The following is a 21,229-nucleotide window of genomic DNA, read 5'->3' on the forward strand; positions in this document are numbered from 1 at the left end:
GGCGGGCGTTACGTCAGTTGAACGGGTTCCACCAGCTCTTGTCGGCCTTCAGGCCCTTGGTCTTGAATTCGCTGTTGGGGAAGTTCTTGTCGTACACGCGCTGCGAGTCGTTCTTCAGTTCGGTCAGGCCGAGCTTGTCGTAGGACTCGACCATCAGATAGAGCGCTTCCTCGGTGGCGGGGGCGCCTTCGAAGTCGGTGATGACGGTCTGCGCACGGTTGGCCGCGGCCACGTAGGCGCCGCGCTCGTAGTAGTAGCGGGCGACGTGCACTTCGTTCATGGCGATGGTGTTGACCAGCCAGGCGACGCGCTTCTCGGCATCCACCGTGTACTTGCTGTCCGGGTAGCGCTTGATCAGCTCGTTGAACGCGTCGTAGGACGCGCGCAGGCCCTTGGGATCGCGCTCGGCGGGATCCTGGCCGGTGATGCTGCTCATGAAGGCGCTGGCCGGGGTGAAGTTGATCAGGCCCTTCAGGTAAAGGGCGTAGTCGGTGCCGGGGTGATTGGGGTAGAGCTGCTGGAAGCGGTCGATGGCGGCCAGGGCCTGCTCGTTTTCGCCGTCCTTCCAGTTGACGTAGGCAAGCTCAAGCAGGGCTTGCTGGGCGTAGACGCCGAAGGGGTAGCGGCTTTCGATCGCGGTCAGGCGTTCGCGCGCTTCTTTCCAGCCGCCCGAGGCCATTTCCGCCTTGGCGTCTGCGTAGAGCTGTTCGGCGCTCCAGTTGGTGGTCTTGTCGTACTTGCTGTTGCTCGAGCCGCAACCGGCGATGACCATCACGGCGAGCAGCGCGATAACCACGCGCAAGACCGGCCCGCTTCGGGAGGCGGGATTCGAGGGAGCTGCGGAGTGGTGAATCACGAGAATCGTATCCTTGGTGTTAGCATGCAAGGCTGATTATATGATTTGTCTCCATGTCTGATACAGCCTCCGGCGCGGATCTCGTTTCCGACGACGAACTCCTGGGTATTTCCGAAGAAAACCCGCAGGGGGAACCGCAATTTGTAACAGTGCCTTCCGGCACGCGCGCCGACCGGTTGGACAAGGTGCTCGCGGGGCTGATGCCCGAGCATTCCCGCAGCCGGCTGCAGGGCTGGATCGAGGCCGGCAACGTCCACGTGAACGGCAAGCCCGGCAAGATCCGCCAGACGGTCGGACCCGACGACGAACTCACCGTCTGGCCCCAGCCCGCGCCCGAAACCCTGGCCTTCGCGCCCGAACCCGTGGAGTTCGCGGTCGTGGCCGAAAGCCCCGACTGGATCGTGGTGAACAAGCCCGCCGGCCTGGTGACGCATCCTGGCGCCGGCAACTGGAGCGGCACGCTGCTCAACGGCCTGCTGTACCGCTATCCCGAACTGGCGCAGGTGGCGCGCGCCGGCATCGTGCACCGCCTGGACAAGGACACCTCCGGCCTGATGGTCGTGGCGCGCAACGAAACCGCCCAGACCCACCTGGTGCGCCAATTGCAGGCGCGCAGCATGGGCCGCGAGTACGTGGCGCTGGTCCACGGCTGGCTGGCCGCGGCCGGCAAGGTCGATCGTCCCATCGGCCGCGATGCGCGCGTGCCGGTCCGCATGAGCGTGGAGCGCCCGGTGGCGCCCAAGCCCGCCATCACCCATTACATGCCCGCCCGCCGCGGCGAGGCGGATCCCGGCGGCCGCGTCACCGAAGTGGTGTGCCGCCTGGAAACCGGCCGCACCCATCAGATCCGCGTGCACATGGCCAGCCTGGGGCATCCGCTGCTGGCCGATACCATCTACGGCGGCAAGAACATTGCGGGCGCGCAGCGGCAGATGCTGCATGCGCGCGCGCTGCATTTCGAAGATCCGGGCGGTCGCGGCGAAGTCGACTTCACCGCGGCCGTGCCTCCCGACATGAGCTTGGTCCAGGAAGAGATTGCATGGAACGCGTAGTGGCAGGCTTGCCGGTGGTGACGGGCCCGCAATGGCCGGGCGTGAACTACTTCTGCACGACCCGGGCAGGGGGCGTGGGCGTCGCGCCGCACGACACCTTGAATCTGGGCCGCCGCGCCGGGGACGATCCGGACACGGTGACTGAGAACCGGCGCCGCGTGCGTGCTGCGCTGCCGGCCGAACCCCTGTGGCTGCGTCAGGTCCATGGCAGCGTAGTGGTGGATGCCGATCAGGCCGACCTGCCGGACGAGCCGGCGGTCGACGCCAGCGTCACGGCGCAACCCGGCCGCGTGCTGGCCGTGATGGTTGCCGATTGCCTGCCCGTGGTCATCGCCGATGCGCAAGGCACGGTGCTGGGCGCGGCGCATGCCGGCTGGCGCGGCCTGTCGGGCGGCGTGCTGGAGAACACGCTCGCGGCCATGCGCGCCAAGGCGCCGCAGGCCTCGGGCTGGCGCGCCTGGGTCGGCCCCGGCATCGGCCCGCAGGCGTTCGAGGTCGGGCAGGACGTACTGGACGCGTTCACCAAGGACGATCCGGCAACCCTGCGCTACTTCACGCCGCGGCCGGGCATTTCCGGAAAATGGCTGGCCGACCTCGCCGGATTGGCTGATTTCCGCCTGCGCCGCGCCGGAGTACAAGAAGTGTCCTTGAGCGGGATGTGCACGGTGGCCGGGGCGGACCGGTTCTTCTCGTACCGCCGCGACGGCGAAACCGGACGCATGGCTTTGCTGGCCTGGCTAGGCCCGGTTTGATCTGGCGCAAGGCCCGCAGCCGGCCTTGCGTCATACCCTGTCAGGCCTCCTTGTATACCCGCATTGACAGTCCCGGACCCGGAATGCAACATCAATCGCGTAGTTTCGATAACAAGGTGTCGAAGTGAATGCCAATCTCTCCGCAGGGCCCATTCCGGTGAGCGTGGCACCGGAAGTCCTGGCCGACATTCAGGCCGAATTCTCCCGCGAGTGGCAGCGCCTTTGCGATGACGCCCGCCGTGGCGCGCTTGCGCCGCCGCCAGACCGCCGTTTTTCGGGTGATGCCTGGGCCTCCAATCATTCGCACCTGCTGCTGGCGCATACCTATCTGCTGTCGGCCCGCGCCATGTCGCGCATGGTCGACGCGGCCCAGGTCAGCGAGCCCATGCGCGATCGCCTGCGCTTTTCCATCATGCAATGGGTCGACGCGTTGTCGCCGTCGAACTTCCTGGCGTTGAACCCGGATGCCCAGCAATCCATCGTCGAAAGCGCCGGACGCGCGCTCAACGAAGGGCTGGCCAATCTGCTGGGCGACGTCAAGAAAGGCCGCATCACGCAGACCGACGAATCGCAGTTCGAGATCGGCCGCAACGTCGCCGTGACGCCGGGCGAAGTGGTGTTTGAAAACCGGTTGTTCCAGCTCATCCAGTACGCGCCGTCGACCGCCACCGTGCACGAACGGCCGCTGGTCATCGTGCCGCCGAACATCAACAAGTTCTACATCCTGGACCTGCAGCCCGAAAATTCCTTCGTGCGGCACGCGGTGGACCAGGGCTATACGGTATTCCTGATTTCCTGGCGCAATCCGGTGTCCAGCGACACCGATGGCGTGGACCGCGCGACTTGGTCCGATTATCTGGACGACGCGGTGCTGCAGGCGCTGCGCGTGGCCAGCGACATCACCAAACAGCCGCAGGTCAATGCGCTGGGCTTCTGCGTGGGCGGCACGATGCTGGCTTCCGCGCTGGCTCTGGCCGAGGCGCGCGGCGAGCATCCGGTCGCGTCGCTGACCCTGTTGACCTCGCTGCTCGATTTCCACGATACCGGCATCCTCAACGTCTTCGTCGACGAAGCGCACGCGCTGCTGCGCGACCACCAGTTGGGGCAGGGCGGACTGATGCCCGGGCGCGATCTCGCCACCACGTTCTCGTTCCTGCGGCCCAACGAGCTGGTCTGGAACTATGTGGTCGGCAACTACCTGAAAGGCCAGAAGCCGCCCGCGTTCGACCTGCTGTTCTGGAATGGCGACAGCACCAATCTGCCCGGCCCGTTCTTCTCCTGGTATTTCCGCAATACCTACCTGGAGAACAACCTCAAGGTGCCGGGCCGCGCGCAGGCCGCGGGCCTGCCGCTGGACCTGACGCGCCTGGAAATGCCGGCGTACATCTTCGGGTCACGCGAGGACCATATCGTGCCCTGGGTTTCGGCGTATGCGTCGACCCAGGTGCTGCGCGGACCGCAGCGCTTCGTGCTGGGGGCGTCCGGCCACATCGCCGGCGTGGTGAACCCTCCGGCGAAGAAGCGCCGCAGCTACTGGGCGGCTGACAAGCTTGAACAGTCAGGCCATCATCTGCCTGGCGACCCGAACACCTGGTTCGCGCAAGCGGTCGAGACGCCGGGCAGCTGGTGGCCCGATTGGGCCGGCTGGCTGTCGGGCCATTCCGGCAAGCAGGTCAAGGCGCGTGAAAAATTGGGCAATGCCAAGTACCGGCCGATAGAGCCGGCGCCTGGCAGATATGTGAAAGTCCGGGCAGCCTGAAGCCGCGACCAGCGGTTAGGCCCAGACGAGAAGAAGGTTAATCAACGAGGCGTCCGTCGCACACAGGAGGAAGTCCAATGAGCGGAAAACTGGCTTACGTTACAGGCGGGATGGGCGGTATCGGCACCTCTATTTGCCAGCGCTTGGCCAAGGATGGCTTTCGCGTGGTGGCAGGTTGCGGCCCCAGCCGCAACTACCAGCAGTGGCTGGATGAGCAGGCAGCGCAGGGCTACACGTTCTACGCGTCCGTGGGCAACGTGTCCGATTGGGACTCCACGGTAGAAGCCTTCGAACGGGTCACGAAGGAGCTGGGCCCGGTCGACGTGCTGGTCAACAACGCGGGCATCACCCGCGATGGCCTGTTCCGCAAGATGAGCGCGGACGATTGGCGCGCGGTCATCGACACCAACCTGAACAGCTTGTTCAATGTGACCAAACAGGTGATCGACGGCATGGTCGAACGCCAGTGGGGGCGCATCATCAACATCAGCTCGGTGAACGGGCAGAAAGGCCAGTTCGGCCAGACGAACTATTCGACCGCCAAGGCCGGCATCCATGGCTTCACCATGGCGTTGGCCCAGGAAGTCGCCAGCAAGGGCGTCACCGTCAACACGATTTCGCCCGGCTACATCGGCACCGACATGGTCCGCGCCATCCGTCCCGACGTGCTGGAAAAGATCGTCGCCACCATCCCGGTGCGCCGCCTTGGCACGCCGGAAGAAATCGCGTCCATGACGTCGTGGTTGGCCTCGGACGAGTCCGGCTTTTCGACGGGCGCGGACTTCTCGCTCAATGGCGGCCTGCACATGGGCTGACCCATCGCGGGCCGCCAGCGGGCGGCCCGTCGGCGCCGGAGGGCCTCGGGGAGAGGGCCCTCCGGATTACACTAACCCTATCCGAAGCCTTAGAGATCGCCCGATCCGGGGACAACCATGACGCAAGCACAAACCGGCGCCAGCCTGCGCCTGATTAAAAAGTACCCCAACCGTCGCCTGTACGACACCCGGACCAGCACCTACATCACCCTGGCAGATGTCAAGCAACTGGTCCTGGCAAACGAAGAATTCCAGGTCGTCGATGCCAAGAGCAGCGAAGACCTGACGCGCAGCATCCTGCTGCAGATCATCCTTGAAGAGGAAAGCGGCGGCATGCCCATGTTCTCCTCGAACATGCTGTCGCAGATCATCCGTTTCTATGGCCATGCCATGCAGGGCATCATGGGTTCCTACCTGGAAAAGAACATCCAGGCCTTCATGGAAATCCAGCAACGCATGGCGGAGCAATCCAAGGGCCTGTACGGCAGCCAGTTCGGCCCCGAGGCCTGGGCCCAGTTCATGAACGTGCAGACGCCCATGCTGCAGAACATGATGAACAACTACATCGACCAGAGCAAGAATCTGTTCGTGCAGATGCAGGACCAGATGCAGGATCAGACCCGCGCCATGTTCTCGACCTTCCCGTTCACGCCTGGCGGCACGCAAGGTCCCGGCCGCAAGTAATGGCGGGGCCGTGCCTGGCGCGGCCTCATCGATCAGCACCCCAAAAGCCGGACAGAGATCTGGTTCTTGGGGTGTTTTTTCATCACCGCGTGCAGGTTTTGTTCGCGCGGCAAGCAAGCACAGATACCCCGGAGAGCAAGCATGAGACTGAACAAGGCGTTTTCCCGCCTGGCCTGCGCGGCGCTGGCAGGCTTGACGGCCATGTCCGCGTCGCCCGCCGCTTGGGCTTGCACGCGCGTGGTCTTCCATGGCGCCAACCAGCAGGTGGTTACCGCACGCTCCATGGACTGGAAGAACGACATCACCAGCAACCTGTGGGTATTGCCGCGCGGCATGGCGCGCAGCGGCGAGGCCGGCCCGAACTCCCTGCGCTGGACTTCGCGCTACGGCAGCGTGGTCACATCCGGCTATGACGTCTCCACCACCGATGGCGTGAACGAGGCGGGCCTGAGCGCCAATCTGCTGTGGCTGGCCGAATCGCAGTACCCGCAATTCGATGCGAAGAGCAAGCCCGGCCTGACCATCGCGGCGTGGGCGCAATACGTGCTGGACAACTACGCCACCGTCAAGGAGGCCGTGGCGGCGCTGGAGCAGGAACCCTACACCATCGTCTCGGACAACGTGCCGGGCGAGGACCGCCTGACGACGCTGCACCTGTCGATCTCGGACGCCAGCGGCGACAGCGCCATCATCGAATACATCGGCGGACGCCAGGTGATCCACCATAGCCGCGACTACCAGGTGATGACCAACTCGCCTCAGTTCGAGCAGCAGCTTGCGCTCGATGCCTACTGGCAGCAGATCGGCGGCACCACCATGCTGCCGGGCACCAACCGCGCAGCCGACCGTTTCGTGCGCGCATCGTTCTACATCAACGCCATCCCCAAGGATCCCGATCCCAACAAGGCGCTGGCCAGCGTCTTCAGCGTGATACGCAACGTCTCCGTACCCTATGGCATCAGCACGCCCGGACAGCCCAATATCTCGTCCACCCGCTGGCGCACCGTCTTCGACCACCAGCGCAAGCTGTACTTCTTCGAATCGGCCCTGACGCCCAACACGTTCTGGGTGGACCTGAAGGCCCTGGACTTCAGTCCGGAAACCGGCAAGGTGCTGAAGCTGGACCTGGGGCCGGATCAGCGCCACACGTTTGCGGGCGACGCCACGCGCGACTTCCAGCCCGCGGCGCCGTTCAAGTTTCTCGGGCTCTGAAAAAAGGTCAGGGCCTTTTTCGCCGCTTGATCAAACGCAATGATCCGCAGATTTTCCTGATCCGAGGTTCAGGGTTCTGTCAGTTGATTTGGTTACATTAATGAAAACGGTTCTTGTTTGTATTTTAGGAGCCGTCGTCTCATTTGTGTCTCAAGGATTATGCACATGATCAAGAAAGCCTTGGCCCTGGCCATTGTCGCCCTGAGCGTTTCCGCCGCGAACGCGGCCGAATACCCCATCGGCAAACCGGTGGAAAAGGGCGGCATGGAAATCGGCGCGGTGTATCTGCAGCCGATCGAAATGGACCCCCCGGGCATGATGCGCCCGGCCAAGGATTCGGATGTGCACCTTGAGGCCGACATTCACGCCACCGCCGGCAACAAGACGGGCTTCCCCGAAGGCGAGTGGGTGCCTTACCTGGTCGTGAAGTACGAAATCCAGAAGGTCGGCAGCCAGAACGTGCAGAAGGGCACCTTCATGCCGATGGTCGCCAACGACGGTCCGCACTACGGCGAGAACGTCAAGCTGGAAGGTCCGGGCAAGTACAAGCTGAAGTACTCCATCCTGCCGCCGACCGCGGACAAGATGAGTCACTTCGGCCGTCACGTCGACAAGGAAACCGGCGTGGGGCCGTGGTTCGAGCCCTTCGACCTCGAATATGAATTCGTCTACGCCGGCACCGGCAAGAAGGGCGGTTACTGATCGTGCGCAGCCTGCTTCGCGTTGCCGCCGCATTGCTGATCGGCCTGGCCGGCCTGGCCGGCGGGGCGCCCGCGCAGGCTGACGAACTACCCACGTTCACGCTGACCTTCAAGCCGAACGGTACGTTCGAGCCCGCCACGCTGGAAGTGCCGGCGGGCCGTTTCAAGATCGAGCTCATCAACGAGAGCAACGAGCCGGTGGAATTCGAAAGCATTCCGCTGCGCAAGGAAAAAGTCCTGGGGCCGGGTGTGAAGTCTTTCGTGGTGATCACCATTTCCCGCCCCGGCGAGTATCCATTTTTTGATGACTTTCACCAGAGCGTGAAAGGCACCTTGGTCGTCAAACCCAAGGAATAAGCGGTAGCAATATATGGAACAGGTCCTCTTTATCGTCTGGCGTGAAAGCGTCGAAGCCATGCTGGTGGTGGGCATACTCTACACCTGGCTGCGCTCCACGCCGGAGGGCAAACGCGGCCTGAACTACCTGTGGGGTGGCGTAGCGGCAGGCCTGGCGCTGGCCGTGGCCCTGGCGCTGGTGCTGCTGGGCGTCTCCTCCTGGCTCAGCGACGAAGGCCAGGAATGGTTCCAGGCCATCATGTCGCTGGCCGCGTGCGCGCTGGTGGTGCAGATGGTCGTGTGGATGAAGAAGCACGGCCGCACGCTCAAGGGCGAACTCGAAGGCGGGGCCCGCGCTTCCGTCGCCAGCGACAACTGGTGGGGCCTGTTCGTGCTGGTGGCCATTGCCGTGGCGCGCGAAGGCAGCGAAACCGTGGTGTTCCTGTACGGCACCGTGTCGGCGGGCGAGGGAGGCAGCGACATGCTGATGCTGGCGCTGGCTGGCGTGGCCGGTTTTGTGGTGGCGTTGCTGACGTTCTGGCTGTTGCAATTGGGCGGCAAGCTCATCACCTGGCGCCGCTTCTTCCGCGTGACCGAAATCCTGTTGCTGCTGTTGGCCGGCTCGCTGCTGGTGGGCGGCCTGGATCACCTGATTTCGCTGGACGTGCTGCCGACCATCGTGGATCCGGTCTGGGACAGCTCGTGGCTCTTGAGCGACAGCACCGGCGTGGGCAAGGTCCTGGCCGACTTCGCCGGCTACCGCGCGCTGCCTGCGTTGATCTCGGTGCTGTTGTGGGTGGCTTACTGGATCATTGTGTGGGCGCTGCTGCGCTGGGTGGGGAGCAAGCCGGCAGGCGCTGCCACCGCCGCCCGCAGCGCCACCTGAACCCGACTGTTGCCGGACTGAATATTTGAAGGTTTGACCATGGCAGCTGCACTCGGGAGGGCGACCTCCCGTATCGCCGACTTTCTCCGTGACCATGCCCCGCTGTTGCGCAAGCTGCAGTGGGGCATTGTTGCGATATACGCGTTCCTTTTGATCGTGCCCGCGATCCTGCCCTTGCCGGACAACGCGGCCTCGGTCTTCAACAATCTGACCATCGTCGCTCAGTTCGCGTTCTGGGGCGTGTGGTGGCCGTTCGTGCTGATTTCCATGCCCATCCTGGGCCGGGCCTGGTGCGGCTGGCTCTGTCCCGAGGGCATGCTGACCGAATGGGCCAGCGAGCGCGGCCAGGGCCATGCGATTCCGAAATGGATGCGTTGGGGCGGCTGGCCTTTCGTCGCGTTCGCGTTGACGACCGTCTACGGGCAACTGGTCAGCGTCTACCAATATCCGCTGGCGGTGCTGGCGGTGTTGGGCGGGTCCACGGTGGCGGCCATGATCGTCGGCTGGCGCTACGGCCGCAGCAAGCGCGTGTGGTGCAAGTACCTGTGCCCGGTCAACGGCGTCTTCAACCTGTTGGCCAAGCTGGCTCCCTGGCACTTCAAGGTCGACGAAGAGAAGTGGCGTCATCCTGTCATCCGCATCGAGCCCATCAACTGTGCGCCGCTGGTACCGCTGCGCCACATGAAGGGCGCGGGCGACTGCCATGTCTGCGGACGCTGCAGCGGCTATCGCGGTGCGATCGAACTGACGCCGCGTTCGCCCGAAGAAGAAATCGTGCATGTCACCCATGGCGATCCATGGCAGACGGCGCTGCTGTGCTTCGGCCTGATGGGCATCGCGATCGGCGCCTTCCTCTGGAGCGCCAGCCCCTGGTACGTGACCGCCAAGCAGTGGGCCGCGACCTGGCTGGTCGAACACGACATCATGTGGCCGCTGCTGGACAACGCGCCCTGGTTCATCCTGACGCATTACCCGGAAGTGAACGACAGCTTCTCGTGGCTGGACGGCGCCGGCATCCTGATGTTCGTCGTCGGCGCCACGATCTGTGTCGGCGGCGCTTCCTTCCTGTCGTTGTGGATCGCCGACCGCCTGGCGCCCGCCGCGCCTGTGGAAGGCGAACCCGCGACGCGCTGGGGCCGTCCTGGCCTGCACAAACTGGCGCAGGCCCTGATTCCTTCCGCCGGCATCGGCGTGTTCCTGGGCCTGTCGGCCACCACCGTAAATCTGCTCAAGCACGAAGGGATGCAGGCCGCCTGGGCCGCGCCGGTGCGGTTCACGCTGCTGAGCCTGGCGGTGCTGTGGACGCTGCGCCTGTATGCGCGCCTGCTCAAGCCGCGCGCGGCAAGCGGTTGGCGCAAGGGGCTGGCCTGGCTGGTGCTGGCAGCCGGCCTGGCGCCGTTCTGCCTGGCATGGGTGTTGTTCTTTGCGGTCTGGTAGTCCGGGCCCGAGGCTTGCGATAAAGTAGGGAACGCGCCGGCTCAAGCCGGCGCAATGTTTTCAACTATCGCTACCGCCATGGCCACCTACGCTTTCCGCCTGCTCAACGTTTTCGCTTCCTCCACCTTCAGCGGCAACCAGCTCTGCGTGTTCGAAGACGCGCGCGGCATGGACGACGCCACCATGCTGAATCTGGCGGCGCAATTCAATCTGTCCGAAACGACCTTCATCCTGCCCTCCGACAAGGCGGCAGCGCGCGTGCGCATCTTCACGCCGGGCTTCGAGATGAAGTTCGCGGGCCATCCCACCATAGGCACCTCGCAGGTCGTGCGTGACTTGCGGCAGACGGGCGATGCATTGACCCTGGAGTTCGCTGCCGGCGTGGTGCCGGTGACGGCGCGCGGCGATGCCTGGACCTTTACCGCGCCGTGCCCGGATGGCGTGCGCACCGCCGCGCCCGAGCTGGAGCGAGGCGAAATCGCCAGCCTGCTGGGTCTGGATGCGAGCGATCTGCTGGACGATCCGATCTGGCTGGACACCGGCGCCGATCAACTGCTGGTGCCGCTGGCCAGCGTGGACGCGGTACGCCGCGTTGCGCCCGATGCCTCGCGGCTGGACCGTTGGCAGGCCAACAGCCTGGGCCGCAAGGTCATGTATGCCTACGCTTTCGACGACAGCCGCCAGCAGGATGGGCGCCAGGTGGTGGTGGCGCGCTATTTCTACGCCAAGGCGGGCGGCGGCGTGAACGAAGACGCCGGCACGGGTTCGGCCTGCGCCAATCTGGGCGGCTGGCTTTTGCATCAAAAGCGACCCTTGCCCGCCAGCATCCTGGTGGAGCAGGGCGACCAGATGGGCAGGCCCTGCCGGTTGTTGCTGGACGTCCAGGCCGATGGCCGGATCCGGGTGGGCGGACGCGCCCTGGAGATAGGCCGGGGCGTAGTGGACGTCTGATCAGGACCGCCGCGCGGGACGCGGCGCAAAAGCAAGGCGGCGCCTGTGTCGGACACAGGCGCCGCCTTGTTTTCAAGACCGGGCCGAAGCGGCCAAGTCGGGCTTACTTCTTGTTCTTGGCCGGGTCGACCTTGATGTTGTTCATCACCTGCTTGACGCCTTCGACGCCGCGCGCCACGGTGGCGGCATGATCGGCTTCGGCTGCGGTGCCGACGGTACCCGTCAGTTTGGTGACGCCCGCATTGGTCTCCACGGCGATGTCCAGCGCGCTCAGCTGCTTGTCGGCCACGATGGCAGCCTTGACCTTGGTGGTCACGGTGGCGTCGGACGCGTACTCACCCACGGACTGTTTCGGCTTGCCGTCATCGGCGGCAAAAGCCATGGAAGTGAAGACGGCGCCCGTGCCCAGTGCAGCGGCGGCGATCAGCTTGCGGAATTCCATAGTCATGCTCCTTGTTAGTGGTTCAGCGCGTCGGGACGCGAGGATTGTGTGGTGTCTTGGGTCCGATTTCTATTTTTTGCGGAAAGCGCCGCCGAGGATGGACAGCAGCGCCAGTACCAGGAAGACGAAGAACAGGATCTTGGCGATGCCGGCAGCGCCGGCGGCGATGCCGCCGAAGCCCAGGACAGCCGCGATGATGGCGATGACGAAGAAAACTACGGCGTAGTGCAACATGTCAGCTTCTCCTGGTGGTTTATCGGATCAAGGATTGCGGTCGAAGAAGTCGCGGACTTCTTTTTCAGCTTGTTCCTTGGTCTTGCCATAACGCTCCTGGATCAGGCCCGCCAGACGTTCGGCGTTGCCTTCGGTGCGGGTCAGCTCGTCGTCGGTGAGCTCACCCCAGGCGGCCTTGGCCTTGCCCGTCAGTTGCTTCCATTTGCCAGCGATGATGTCGTTGTTCATGGTGACCTCTCCTGTTGCTAGCGGCATCCGGTTTGCGGCCTGTAAACCGGGTTGTCGCGGTTGAGTGGGACACTGATCAGCTAGGGCCTGCCGGTTCAAGAAGTTGCCGTGCAGGCCATGTACTTACCGTACGAGCCTGCGGCATGGCCGTCAAACCTGGCTGTGGGCAAATGTAACGGCCTGGCGGCGGCAAAATGGCCTGGTTTCCGGCGGGAGGAGATTGCAGGCGCACTAGGTGCCGCAGTTACATTCCGGCAATGTCTTGTCCCCTTTTGAGGGAGGCTGGTAACTGGATCTGCAAGTCTGGATGCGGGCATGCGCGCTTGGCTTGCCGACGCGCGCGCCGGTATAGTGTCCGCGGAACCCGCAAGCAGGTTCGGCCACAGAATATGGAAAGAGGAACTCGCATGACGCAACGACTTTGCCGCGCTATCTTGCTGACGCTGGCCGCGATGGCCGCGCTCGGATGCACGCACGTGACGGACCGTTATCAGGCCGCTGCGCCTGTGGTGTCGTCCAGCAGCTGATCGGCGCGCGCCGAAGCAAACGGGGCGCCCTTGGGCGCCCCGTTTGCACTTCAGGAACCGCGTACGGCTCAGGCTTGCGCGATGCGGCGCGCGATGTGATCCAGCGCCTCTTCGACCTGGTCGACCAGGATCAGGCACAGGTCGCCTGCGCCCAGGCGCGCCAGCGCAGTGTCGATGGCGAGAAACTCGCCGTGGATCTCTTCGACGTGCTTGCTGCGCGTGGCGTTGGCCAGGCCTTGTTGCAGCAGGGCCAACACTTCGCCGTCGGCGCGGCCGCGCTGGCATTGGTCCTGGTAAAGCAGCACGTCGTCGAAGGCTTCGCCGAGGATCTCGGTCTGCATCCGGATGTCTTCGTCGCGCCGGTCGCCCGCGCCGCTGATGACCACGGAACGGCGCTTGGCCGGCATGGCGTCCACCGCGCGCACCAGGGCCAGGATGGCATCGGGATTGTGGCCGTAGTCGGCGATCACCGTGGCGCCGCGGTAGTCGAACACGTTGAAGCGTCCGGGCGCTGTCTGGGCGTCGTTGACGAAGCTGGCCAGGCCGCGGCGAATGATGTCCGTGTCCAGACCCAGCGCCCAGGCCGCGGCGATTGACGCCATGGCGTTTTCCACCTGGAAGGTGATCGTGCCGTTGCGCGTGAGCGGAATGGCGGCCAGCGGGTAACGGGTTTCTTCGCCGCCCTGCGCGGTGACGATGGAGTCGCCGTCGCGGTACACGCAGCGCAGGCCTTGCGCGCGATGCGTGGCCAGCACGGGATGATTGCGGTCTTCGGCGAAGTAGGTGATGGAACCCGGGCAGCTCGCCGCCATTTCAGCCACGATGGGATCGGCCGCGTTCAGCACCGCGGTGCCGCTGGGGTGCACGTGCTGCACGATCACGCGCTTGACCACGGCCAGGTCCTCGACCGTGCTGATGTAGCCCAGGCCCAGGTGGTCGCCCATGCCGATGTTGGTGACGATGGCCACGTTGCAGCGGTCGAAGGCCAGGCCTTCGCGCAGGATGCCGCCGCGCGCGGTTTCGAACACGGCCGCGTCGACGTCCGGGTGCATGAGCACGCTGCGGGCGCTGCGCGGGCCGCTGCAATCGCCGGTGTCGATGCGCAGGTTGTCGACGTAGACGCCGTCGGAATTCGTCATGCCGACGCGGTTGCCGGCGACGCCCAGGATGTGGGCGGTCAGGCGCACGGTGGTGGTCTTGCCGTTGGTGCCGGCCACGGCCACGACCGGGATGCGGCCGTCGTCGCCGTCCGCGTACATGTTGGCGATGATGGCCTCGCCCACGGCGCGGCCCTTGCCGAAGGACGGATTCAAGTGCATGCGCAGGCCGGGGGCGGCGTTCACTTCCACCACGCCGCCGTTCTGGTCTTCAAGCGGGTAGAGCACGCTTTCGGCGACCACGTCCACACCGCAGATGTCCAGCCCGATCATGCGGGCCGCCGACACCGCGCGCGCGGCCATTTCCGGATGCACTTCGTCGGTCACGTCGGTGGCCGAGCCGCCGGTGCTCAGGTTGGCGTTGTTGCGCAGGAAGATCAGGGTGCCGGACGGCGGCACGGAGTCGGCCTCGAAACCCTGCTTCTTGAGAGTCGCCAGGGCAATGTCGTCGAAGCGGATCTTGGTCAGCGAGGTCGCGTGGCCGTCGCCGCGCAGCGGGTCGGCGTTGACCTGGTCCACCAGTTGGCGGATGGTCTGCACCCCGTCGCCCGTGACCTGCGGCGGGTCGCGGCGCGAGGCCGCGACCAGTGCGCCGCCGACCACCAGCAGGCGGAAGTCGTGGCCGGGGATGTAGCGCTCGACGATGACCTCGGAGCTGATTTCCTCGGCCACTTCAAAGGCCTGGATCACGCGCTCGCGGGATTCGATGTTGACGGCGACGCCGCGGCCCTGGCTACCGTCGCGCGGCTTGACCACGACCGGGCCGCCCAGTTCCTCGGCGGCGGCCCAGGCTTCCTCGGCGGTGGTCACTGAACGGCCCATGGGCACCGGCACGCCGGCGGCGTCCAGCAGCATCTTGGTCAGGTCCTTGTCCTGCGCGATTGACTCGGAGATGGCGCTGGTCAGGTCGGTTTCGGCGGCCTGGATGCGGCGCTGCTTGCTGCCCCAGCCGAACTGCACCATGCTGCCCTGGGTCAGGCGGCGGTAGGGGATGTTGCGGGCGGTGGCGGCATTGACGATGGAGCCGGTGCTGGGCCCCAGGCGCACGTCTTCGTCCAGTTCGCGCAGGCGCTTCAAGGCGTCGGCGAGATCGAAGGGGGTGTCGTCCAGCGCGGCGCGCACCAGCACTTGCGCCAGTTCCATCGCCAGCTTGCCGACTTCTTCCTCGCTGTACTCGACCACCACCTGGAACACGCCAGGCTCGATGGTGGAGGCGGTGCGGCCGAACGTGACGGGGCAGCCGGCATGAGCCTGCATCGTCAGGGCCACGATCTGCAGCACGTGCGCGATGGAGACCGCGCCCTGATGGCCTTCCGGACGCAGCAGCCCGGTCTGCGGCAGGCGCGCGCGCAGGCGCGCTTCGAAATCAGGCAGGTTGTCGATGGAGCATTCGGCGTCGGCGCAGGAAACGATGGCCTCGATCGCGGTGTTCTTGCTCCACAGATTGGGGCCGCGCAGTGCTCGGATACGGGAAACTTCCATGGCAGGTATTCCTGTCTAGCTCACGCGCGCCCGCGCTAGTGCGAGGGCGCGCGCAGATATTGTCAGTATTGCTGAATCCAGCGGCGGACCAGGTCGATGGTGGGACCGGAGAAGGCTTCGTCGGACTGCAGCAGGACGAAGTCGCCTGCGGCGATGGCGTCGAGCTGGCTCTGGATGGCCTTGCCGTGGTCGGGTTCGTCCTGGATGTCCTTGACGCGGGAGCCTTGCGCCAGGCCCTGGCGCAACAGCGCGCGCGCCTCGCCTTCGGGACGCTTGCTGCGCACGGTCAGGTCGTCGTAGAGCACCACGCGGTCGAAGGCGTCGCCCAGCAGCTTGCCCTGTTCGATCAGGTCCGCGTCGCGGCGGTCGGCGCCGGCCGAGTAGACGGCGGCGCGCGTGGTCGACGGGAACTGGTCGATGGCGGCGATCAGGGGGCGCAACGCCGAGGCGTTGTGCACGTCGTCGACCACCACGGTGCTGCCGTTGCGTTCGAACAGCGTGAACTGCCAGGGAGCGTCGGCCTGGTCGATGTCGAAGGTCTCGATGCCGGCGCGGATCAGCTCCACGGGTATGTCCAGCGCCCAGGCCGCGCCCACCGCGGCCAGCACGTTCTCGACCTGGAAGGCCACGCGGCCGCCATGGGTCAGCGGGATCGAGGCCACCGTGGCCAGGCGCTCCTCGCGGGTGCCATGCGCCAGCACGATGCCGCCGTCGCGCACGAACACGGCGCGGCCGTCTTGTTGCAGGTGAGCGACGATGGCGGGCAGGGCGGGATCGATGCCGAAGAAGATCACGGCGCCGTCGGAGAGCTCGGCCATTTCCACCACGCGCGGATCGCGCGCGTTCAGCACGGTGGAGCCGCCGGGCAGCACCACGTCCACCTGCGTGCGGAACACGTTGAACATGCGCTCCGTTTCATTGATGTCGAAGTCGCCCAGGTGGTCGGCGTCGTCGATGTTGGTGACCACGCCAACCTGGCAGCGGTCGTAGGCCAGGCCTTGGCCCAGGATCACGCCGCTGTCGTTCTCGATGACGGCGGCATCCACGTTGCGGTTCATCAGCAGGCGCGTACCGGAAGCGAAATCGGCGCGGTCGCCCTTTTGCACCAGGCGGCGGTCCAGGTACAGGCCTTCACTGCAGGCCAGGCCGGTGCGCTTGCCGGACAGGCTCAGCAGGCGGGCCACCAGGCGCGCCACCACGGTTTTGCCGTTGGTGCCGGTAACGCCGACGATGGGGATGCGGCCCGCATCGCCTTCAGGGAACAGGTGGTCGACGATGGCGCGGCCGACCGGACGGGGCGTGCCGTCGGCAGGCTTCAGATGCATCAGCAGGCCGGGGCCGGCGTTGACTTCGACGATGGCGCCGCGCTGTTCTTCCAGCGGGCGCGAGATGTCCTCGGCCACCAGGTCCACACCGGCGATGTCCAGGCCGACGATGCGCGCGGCCAGAGTCACGGTGGCGGCGATGCTGGGATGCACACGGTCGGTGACGTCGAAGGCGACGTTGCCGCTGCGTTGCACCAGCACGCGCTGGCCTTCGGGCGGAACGCTGTCTTCCGACAGGCCCTGGCGGGCGATTTCCAGCCGCGCGGCGGAATCGAGGCGCACCGGGTTCAGCGGGTGGTTCTCGGTGCGGCCGCGGCGCGGGTCGGTATTGATCTGGCTGTCGATGAGTTCGGTGATGGTGGACTTGCCGTCGCCCGTCACCCAGGCCGGTTCGCCGGCGGCGGCGGCCACCATGCGGTCCCCCACGACCAGCAGGCGGTGTTCGTTGCCCAGCACGAAGCGTTCGACGATGACGCCGCTGCCTTCGTCCACGGCCACGCGGTAGGCCGACACCACTTCCTCGCGCGTCGTCAGATTGGTGAACACGCCGCGGCCGTGGTTGCCGTCATAGGGCTTCACGACCACCGGCAGGCCGATGTCCTCGGCAGCTTCCCAGGCGTCGTCCTCGCTGCGTACGAGGCGGCCTTCGGGCACGGGCACGCCGCAGGTCGACAGCAGTTCCTTGGTCAGGTCCTTGTCGCGCGAAATGCCTTCGGCGATGGCGCTGGTGCGGTCGGTCTCGGCAGTCCAGATGCGGCGCTGGGCCGAGCCGTAGCCGAACTGCACGAGGTTGCCCTCGAACAGGCGGATGTAGGGAATGTCGCGGTCGTCGGCGGCATCCACGATGCAGGCGGTGCTGGGGCCGAGACAGTGCTTGTCGATCAGGCTGCGCAGCTTGGCGATGGCGGCGGGCACGTCGAAGGGGCGGTCTTCGATGCCGGCCATGACCAGGTCGCGGGCTTCGTTCAGGGCGGTGCGGGTGACCTGTTCCTGCCAGGCGCGCACGACGACCTTGTAGACGCCGCGGGTGGAGGTTTCCCGGGCCTTGCCGAAACCGCCGCGCAAGCCGGCCAGGTTCTGCAGTTCCAGGGTGACATGTTCAAGTATGTGGCCGGGCCAGGTGCCTTCTTTCAGGCGCGACAGGAAACCGCCCCGGACTCCCGGACTGCAGCGGTGCTCGATCAGCGTCGGCAGCCATTCCGTCAGGCGTTCGTAAAAGCCGGGAATGGTGTTGGAGGGATAATCCTCCAGTTCACCGATATCCACCCACGCTTCGAGTACCGGACGGTACGTCCAAATGTTCGGGCCGCGCAAAGCCACGACATCGAGAAATTCAATGTCTTTCTTTTTCATGTTTTAATTTACGAGAGAAGCAGGTTGGCACGCGCGGACGCCCCTATGCAAGACCGCGAATTTATTGGGGTTGCGCCTTTAGAATAATGCCAACGAGTGGGGGATCCCAGATATTCCTAATTAGAAAAATCGGCTGCTACTATACGACGCCTTCAAGGCGTGAAATCGTTATGTTGTAAGGAAGGGACACGTTTGCCGCCAGTCCTGGTTGCGAACCGGTTGCCGCCTAGTAGGGCAGAGTCCTGGCCCGGCATGCGTACCAATGAAAAAACCAAACCTGCTTTCCGGCCTTGCCGAAGCCTTTCCTGCCCGCTGGCGCGATGAAATCAGCGCCGAACTGGCGGACGGCGAAACCTTGTTGGCCTGGGTTGAAATAGACCTGGATCAGCGCCTGAAGTTCCGTCCGGGGCTTATCGCCGCCACCGACCGCCGGCTGTTGGCGCGCCATCCCGACGAACCGCGCTGGGAATCCTGGGCATATGGCCCCCAATTAAAACTGAGCCTCACCGACCACGCTGGCGCCGCGCTGCTGGAATTGCACGACGACGGCTCCCGCCTGGGCGCGTGGCGTTTCACGCTGGCGCGCAATCCGGCCGCGTTGCGGCTGCTGGCGCAGTTCGAAACACAGCAGGCCATCCGTTTGTCCGGCCATCAGGACGAGGATCTGGCGGAGCGTACCTGCACCGTCTGTAATAACGTCATCCCGGCGGGCGAGGAAGAATGCCCGACCTGCAACCAGGAACAGGCAGCGCCATCCACCACTTGGGCGCTGCTGCGACTGTGGCGTTTCGCCCGCCCTTACCGCGGGCCGCTGCTGGCGGGTTTCGTGCTGACCCTGCTGGGCACCGCCGCCACCCTGGTGCCGCCGTACCTGACCATGCCGCTGATGGACGACGTGCTGATTCCGTTCCAGAACGGCGCGCCCATCGATTACGACAAGGTCCGCCTCTATCTGGGCGGGCTGCTGGCCTCGGCTTTCCTGGCCTGGGGGCTGGGCTGGGCCCGGACCTATATCCTGGCCTGGGTCAGCGAGCGCATCGGCGCGGACCTGCGCACCACCACCTATGAGCACCTGCAGCAGTTGTCGCTGGAGTATTTCGGCGGCAAGCGCACCGGGGATCTGATTTCCCGCATCGGCAGCGAAACCGACCGCATCTGCGTGTTCCTGTCGCTGCACTTGCTGGACTTCGCCAACGACATCCTGATGATCTGCATGACCGCGGTCATCCTGGTGTCCATCAACCCGTGGCTGGCGCTGGTCACGCTGGTGCCGCTGCCGTTCATTATCTGGATGATCCACGCGGTGCGCGACCGCCTGCGCCATGGCTTCGAAAAGGTCGATCGCATCTGGTCGGAGATCACGAACGTCCTGGCCGATACCATTCCGGGCATCCGCGTGGTCAAGGCTTTCGCGCAGGAAAAGCGCGAAGTCGCGCGCTTTCGTGAAGCCAACAACCGCAACCTGGAAGTCAACGACCGCGTGAACACCACCTGGTCGCTGTTCTCGCCCACTGTCACGCTGCTGACCGAAGTGGGCCTGCTGGTGGTGTGGATCTTCGGCATCTGGCAGGTGTCGCAGAAGCAGATCACCGTTGGCGTGCTGGCCGCCTTCCTGGCCTATATCGGGCGCTTCTACATGCGTCTGGATTCGATGAGCCGCATCGTCTCGGTCACGCAGAAAGCGGCCGCTGGCGCCAAGCGCATCTTCGACATCCTGGACCATGTCTCCAGCGTGCCGGAACCGCAGAATCCCGCCAAGCTGCCGCACATCAACGGCCGCATCGAGTTGCGCGACGTGGGCTTCCGCTACGGCAACCGCCAGGTCATCCGCGGCTTGAACCTGAACATCGCGCCGGGCGAGATGATCGGCCTGGTGGGCCACAGCGGCTCGGGCAAGAGCACGCTGATCAACCTGATCTGCCGCTTCTACGACGTATCCGAAGGGGCGGTGCTGGTGGACGGCGCCGATATCCGTTCGGTGCGCGTGGCGGACTACCGCCGCAACATCGGGTTGGTGCTGCAGGAGCCGTTCCTGTTCTTCGGCACCATCGCCGAGAACATTGCCTACGGCAAGCCGGACGCCACCCGTGACGAAATCGTGGCTGCGGCGCGCGCCGCGCATGCGCATGAATTCATCCTGCGGCTGCCGCACGGCTACGACTCGCTGGTCGGCGAACGTGGCCAGGCCTTGTCCGGCGGCGAACGCCAGCGCATCTCGATCGCCCGCGCGCTGCTGATCGATCCGCGCATCCTGATTCTGGACGAAGCCACCTCGTCGGTGGACACCACCACCGAAAAGGAAATCCAGAAGGCGCTGGACAACCTGGTGCGTGGCCGCACCACGATCGCCATCGCCCACCGTCTGAGCACGCTGCGCAAGGCGGACCGCCTGGTGGTGCTGGACCGCGGCCAGATCGTGGAGCAGGGCCCGCACGAAGAACTGATGGCCCGCGAGGGCGCCTACTACCGCCTGTACCAGGCGCAGGCGCGCCAGGCCGAGGCCGACGCGCAGGCGTCGGGCAGCGAAGACATGGCCGCCGTGGCCTGACGCGGAACCGGAATTATCGTCATGACCTTGCCGTCTTTTCAGCTGCGCCGCAATGCCTTCGGGCGCCTGGAGTTCCAGTCCGCCGATGGCCAGAACCACGAGGGCGTGCTGCCCGTGCGCGCCTTTCCCATCAGCGAACCGGGCCGCGGCCTGTCGCTCGTGACAGTGGACGGGCGCGAATTGCTCTGGATCGAGCACCTGTCCGATGTGCCGGCTCCGCAGCGCGAGTTGATCGAGGAAGAACTGGCAAGCCGGGAATTCATGCCCGAGATCCGCAAGCTGGCCAGCGTCTCCACTTTCGCCACCCCCAGCACCTGGCAGGTCGATACCGACCGCGGCCCCACCTCGTTCACGCTGCGCGGCGAAGAGGACATCCGCCGCCTGAGTCCGCAGACCCTGTTGATCGCCGACAGCCACGGCATCTTCTATCTGGTGCGCGACATCCAGTCGCTGGACAAGCACAGCCGCAAGCTGCTGGACCGCTTCCTCTAA

19 protein-coding genes are annotated in these 21,229 nt (G+C 65.3%); 13 read left to right on the top strand and 6 right to left on the bottom strand.

The genetic code is table 11. The features are described from left to right. Positions 1–13 precede the first annotated feature (13 nt). Complete coding sequence (locus IB259_RS20015; protein ID WP_233564578.1) at positions 14–772, bottom strand: outer membrane protein assembly factor BamD; 759 nt, start codon at positions 770–772, stop codon at positions 14–16. A gap of 137 nt (positions 773–909) precedes the next feature. Between IB259_RS20015 and IB259_RS20020 the strand changes: the two genes are divergently transcribed. From IB259_RS20020 to IB259_RS20070, 11 genes are all read left to right on the top strand, one after another. Next, entirely contained in the window at positions 910–1,908 is a 999-nt protein-coding gene (locus tag IB259_RS20020) for an RluA family pseudouridine synthase (protein ID WP_054450799.1), read from the top strand. Then, the gene (pgeF, locus tag IB259_RS20025; RefSeq protein ID WP_054450801.1) at positions 1,896–2,660 is read left to right on the top strand and encodes a peptidoglycan editing factor PgeF; all 765 of its coding nucleotides are present in this window, start codon (positions 1,896–1,898) and stop codon (positions 2,658–2,660) included. Before IB259_RS20020 ends, pgeF begins: the two co-directional genes overlap by 13 nt. 124 nt (positions 2,661–2,784) lie before the next feature. Then, positions 2,785–4,419, top strand: coding sequence for a class I poly(R)-hydroxyalkanoic acid synthase (gene phaC / locus IB259_RS20030; protein WP_054450803.1), 1,635 nt, complete (start codon positions 2,785–2,787; stop codon positions 4,417–4,419). A gap of 77 nt (positions 4,420–4,496) precedes the next feature. Further along, positions 4,497–5,234 (top strand): acetoacetyl-CoA reductase, encoded by a 738-nt coding sequence (gene phbB / locus IB259_RS20035; protein ID WP_054450805.1) that lies wholly within the window; start codon positions 4,497–4,499, stop codon positions 5,232–5,234. 117 nt (positions 5,235–5,351) lie between these two features. Next, complete coding sequence (gene phaR, locus IB259_RS20040) at positions 5,352–5,918, top strand: polyhydroxyalkanoate synthesis repressor PhaR (RefSeq protein WP_042792481.1); 567 nt, start codon at positions 5,352–5,354, stop codon at positions 5,916–5,918. A gap of 201 nt (positions 5,919–6,119) precedes the next feature. Beyond that, positions 6,120–7,130 (top strand): linear amide C-N hydrolase, encoded by a 1,011-nt coding sequence (locus tag IB259_RS20045; RefSeq protein ID WP_370528711.1) that lies wholly within the window; start codon positions 6,120–6,122, stop codon positions 7,128–7,130. Positions 7,131–7,295: 165 nt separating this feature from the next. Next, on the top strand, positions 7,296–7,832 hold the full coding sequence (locus IB259_RS20050; RefSeq protein ID WP_013392347.1) for an iron transporter: 537 nt from the start codon (positions 7,296–7,298) through the stop codon (positions 7,830–7,832). A 2-nt stretch (positions 7,833–7,834) separates the two neighbouring features. Next, entirely contained in the window at positions 7,835–8,188 is a 354-nt protein-coding gene (locus IB259_RS20055) for a cupredoxin domain-containing protein (protein ID WP_054450809.1), read from the top strand. A 13-nt stretch (positions 8,189–8,201) separates the two neighbouring features. Then, on the top strand, positions 8,202–9,053 hold the full coding sequence (locus tag IB259_RS20060; RefSeq protein WP_054450811.1) for an FTR1 family protein: 852 nt from the start codon (positions 8,202–8,204) through the stop codon (positions 9,051–9,053). Between the two features lie 39 nt (positions 9,054–9,092). Continuing rightward, positions 9,093–10,490, top strand: a complete 1,398-nt coding sequence (locus IB259_RS20065) for a 4Fe-4S binding protein (RefSeq protein WP_175164111.1) — start codon at positions 9,093–9,095, stop codon at positions 10,488–10,490. A 78-nt stretch (positions 10,491–10,568) separates the two neighbouring features. Next, positions 10,569–11,441: a PhzF family phenazine biosynthesis protein gene (locus IB259_RS20070; RefSeq protein ID WP_054450813.1), complete on the top strand. Its 873-nt coding sequence runs from the start codon at positions 10,569–10,571 to the stop codon at positions 11,439–11,441. Positions 11,442–11,544: 103 nt separating this feature from the next. On the opposite strand, the gene IB259_RS20075 is transcribed toward IB259_RS20070, so the two are convergent. From IB259_RS20075 to cphA (IB259_RS20095), 5 genes are all read right to left on the bottom strand, one after another. Beyond that, positions 11,545–11,883, bottom strand: a complete 339-nt coding sequence (locus tag IB259_RS20075; RefSeq protein ID WP_013392352.1) for a BON domain-containing protein — start codon at positions 11,881–11,883, stop codon at positions 11,545–11,547. Between the two features lie 69 nt (positions 11,884–11,952). Next, positions 11,953–12,117: a DUF1328 domain-containing protein gene (locus tag IB259_RS20080; protein ID WP_006389411.1), complete on the bottom strand. Its 165-nt coding sequence runs from the start codon at positions 12,115–12,117 to the stop codon at positions 11,953–11,955. Between the two features lie 27 nt (positions 12,118–12,144). Continuing rightward, entirely contained in the window at positions 12,145–12,345 is a 201-nt protein-coding gene (locus tag IB259_RS20085) for a CsbD family protein (RefSeq protein WP_006389412.1), read from the bottom strand. Positions 12,346–12,940: 595 nt separating this feature from the next. After that, positions 12,941–15,511: a cyanophycin synthetase gene (gene cphA, locus IB259_RS20090; protein WP_175164107.1), complete on the bottom strand. Its 2,571-nt coding sequence runs from the start codon at positions 15,509–15,511 to the stop codon at positions 12,941–12,943. Positions 15,512–15,573: 62 nt separating this feature from the next. After that, positions 15,574–18,189, bottom strand: coding sequence for a cyanophycin synthetase (gene cphA, locus IB259_RS20095; RefSeq protein WP_054450818.1), 2,616 nt, complete (start codon positions 18,187–18,189; stop codon positions 15,574–15,576). Between the two features lie 262 nt (positions 18,190–18,451). On the opposite strand from cphA (IB259_RS20095), the gene IB259_RS20100 reads away from it, so the two are divergent. Further along, positions 18,452–20,737: an ABC transporter ATP-binding protein gene (locus tag IB259_RS20100; protein WP_054450820.1), complete on the top strand. Its 2,286-nt coding sequence runs from the start codon at positions 18,452–18,454 to the stop codon at positions 20,735–20,737. Positions 20,738–20,758: 21 nt separating this feature from the next. Then, a complete protein-coding gene (locus tag IB259_RS20105) occupies positions 20,759–21,229 on the top strand; it encodes a DUF1854 domain-containing protein (protein ID WP_054450822.1) in 471 nt (156 codons plus the stop codon).

Source organism: Achromobacter sp. ACM04, from assembly GCF_014851465.1.
GTDB classification, from domain to species: domain Bacteria; phylum Pseudomonadota; class Gammaproteobacteria; order Burkholderiales; family Burkholderiaceae_B; genus Achromobacter; species Achromobacter aegrifaciens.

What these genes read in the sequence shown, in the direction of transcription:
- IB259_RS20015 (WP_233564578.1), bottom strand. Translation starts at nt 772, where the DNA reads ATGGTCATCGCCGGTTGCGGCTCGAGCAACAGCAAGTACGACAAGACC.
- IB259_RS20020 (WP_054450799.1), top strand. Translation starts at nt 910, where the DNA reads ATGTCTGATACAGCCTCCGGCGCGGATCTCGTTTCCGACGACGAACTC.
- pgeF (WP_054450801.1), top strand. Translation starts at nt 1,896, where the DNA reads ATGGAACGCGTAGTGGCAGGCTTGCCGGTGGTGACGGGCCCGCAATGG.
- phbB (WP_054450805.1), top strand. Translation starts at nt 4,497, where the DNA reads ATGAGCGGAAAACTGGCTTACGTTACAGGCGGGATGGGCGGTATCGGC.
- phaR (WP_042792481.1), top strand. Translation starts at nt 5,352, where the DNA reads ATGACGCAAGCACAAACCGGCGCCAGCCTGCGCCTGATTAAAAAGTAC.
- IB259_RS20045 (WP_370528711.1), top strand. Translation starts at nt 6,120, where the DNA reads ATGTCCGCGTCGCCCGCCGCTTGGGCTTGCACGCGCGTGGTCTTCCAT.
- IB259_RS20050 (WP_013392347.1), top strand. Translation starts at nt 7,296, where the DNA reads ATGATCAAGAAAGCCTTGGCCCTGGCCATTGTCGCCCTGAGCGTTTCC.
- IB259_RS20060 (WP_054450811.1), top strand. Translation starts at nt 8,202, where the DNA reads ATGGAACAGGTCCTCTTTATCGTCTGGCGTGAAAGCGTCGAAGCCATG.
- IB259_RS20065 (WP_175164111.1), top strand. Translation starts at nt 9,093, where the DNA reads ATGGCAGCTGCACTCGGGAGGGCGACCTCCCGTATCGCCGACTTTCTC.
- IB259_RS20070 (WP_054450813.1), top strand. Translation starts at nt 10,569, where the DNA reads ATGGCCACCTACGCTTTCCGCCTGCTCAACGTTTTCGCTTCCTCCACC.
- IB259_RS20075 (WP_013392352.1), bottom strand. Translation starts at nt 11,883, where the DNA reads ATGGAATTCCGCAAGCTGATCGCCGCCGCTGCACTGGGCACGGGCGCC.
- IB259_RS20080 (WP_006389411.1), bottom strand. Translation starts at nt 12,117, where the DNA reads ATGTTGCACTACGCCGTAGTTTTCTTCGTCATCGCCATCATCGCGGCT.
- IB259_RS20085 (WP_006389412.1), bottom strand. Translation starts at nt 12,345, where the DNA reads ATGAACAACGACATCATCGCTGGCAAATGGAAGCAACTGACGGGCAAG.
- cphA (WP_175164107.1), bottom strand. Translation starts at nt 15,511, where the DNA reads ATGGAAGTTTCCCGTATCCGAGCACTGCGCGGCCCCAATCTGTGGAGC.
- cphA (WP_054450818.1), bottom strand. Translation starts at nt 18,189, where the DNA reads ATGAAAAAGAAAGACATTGAATTTCTCGATGTCGTGGCTTTGCGCGGC.
- IB259_RS20100 (WP_054450820.1), top strand. Translation starts at nt 18,452, where the DNA reads ATGAAAAAACCAAACCTGCTTTCCGGCCTTGCCGAAGCCTTTCCTGCC.
- IB259_RS20105 (WP_054450822.1), top strand. Translation starts at nt 20,759, where the DNA reads ATGACCTTGCCGTCTTTTCAGCTGCGCCGCAATGCCTTCGGGCGCCTG.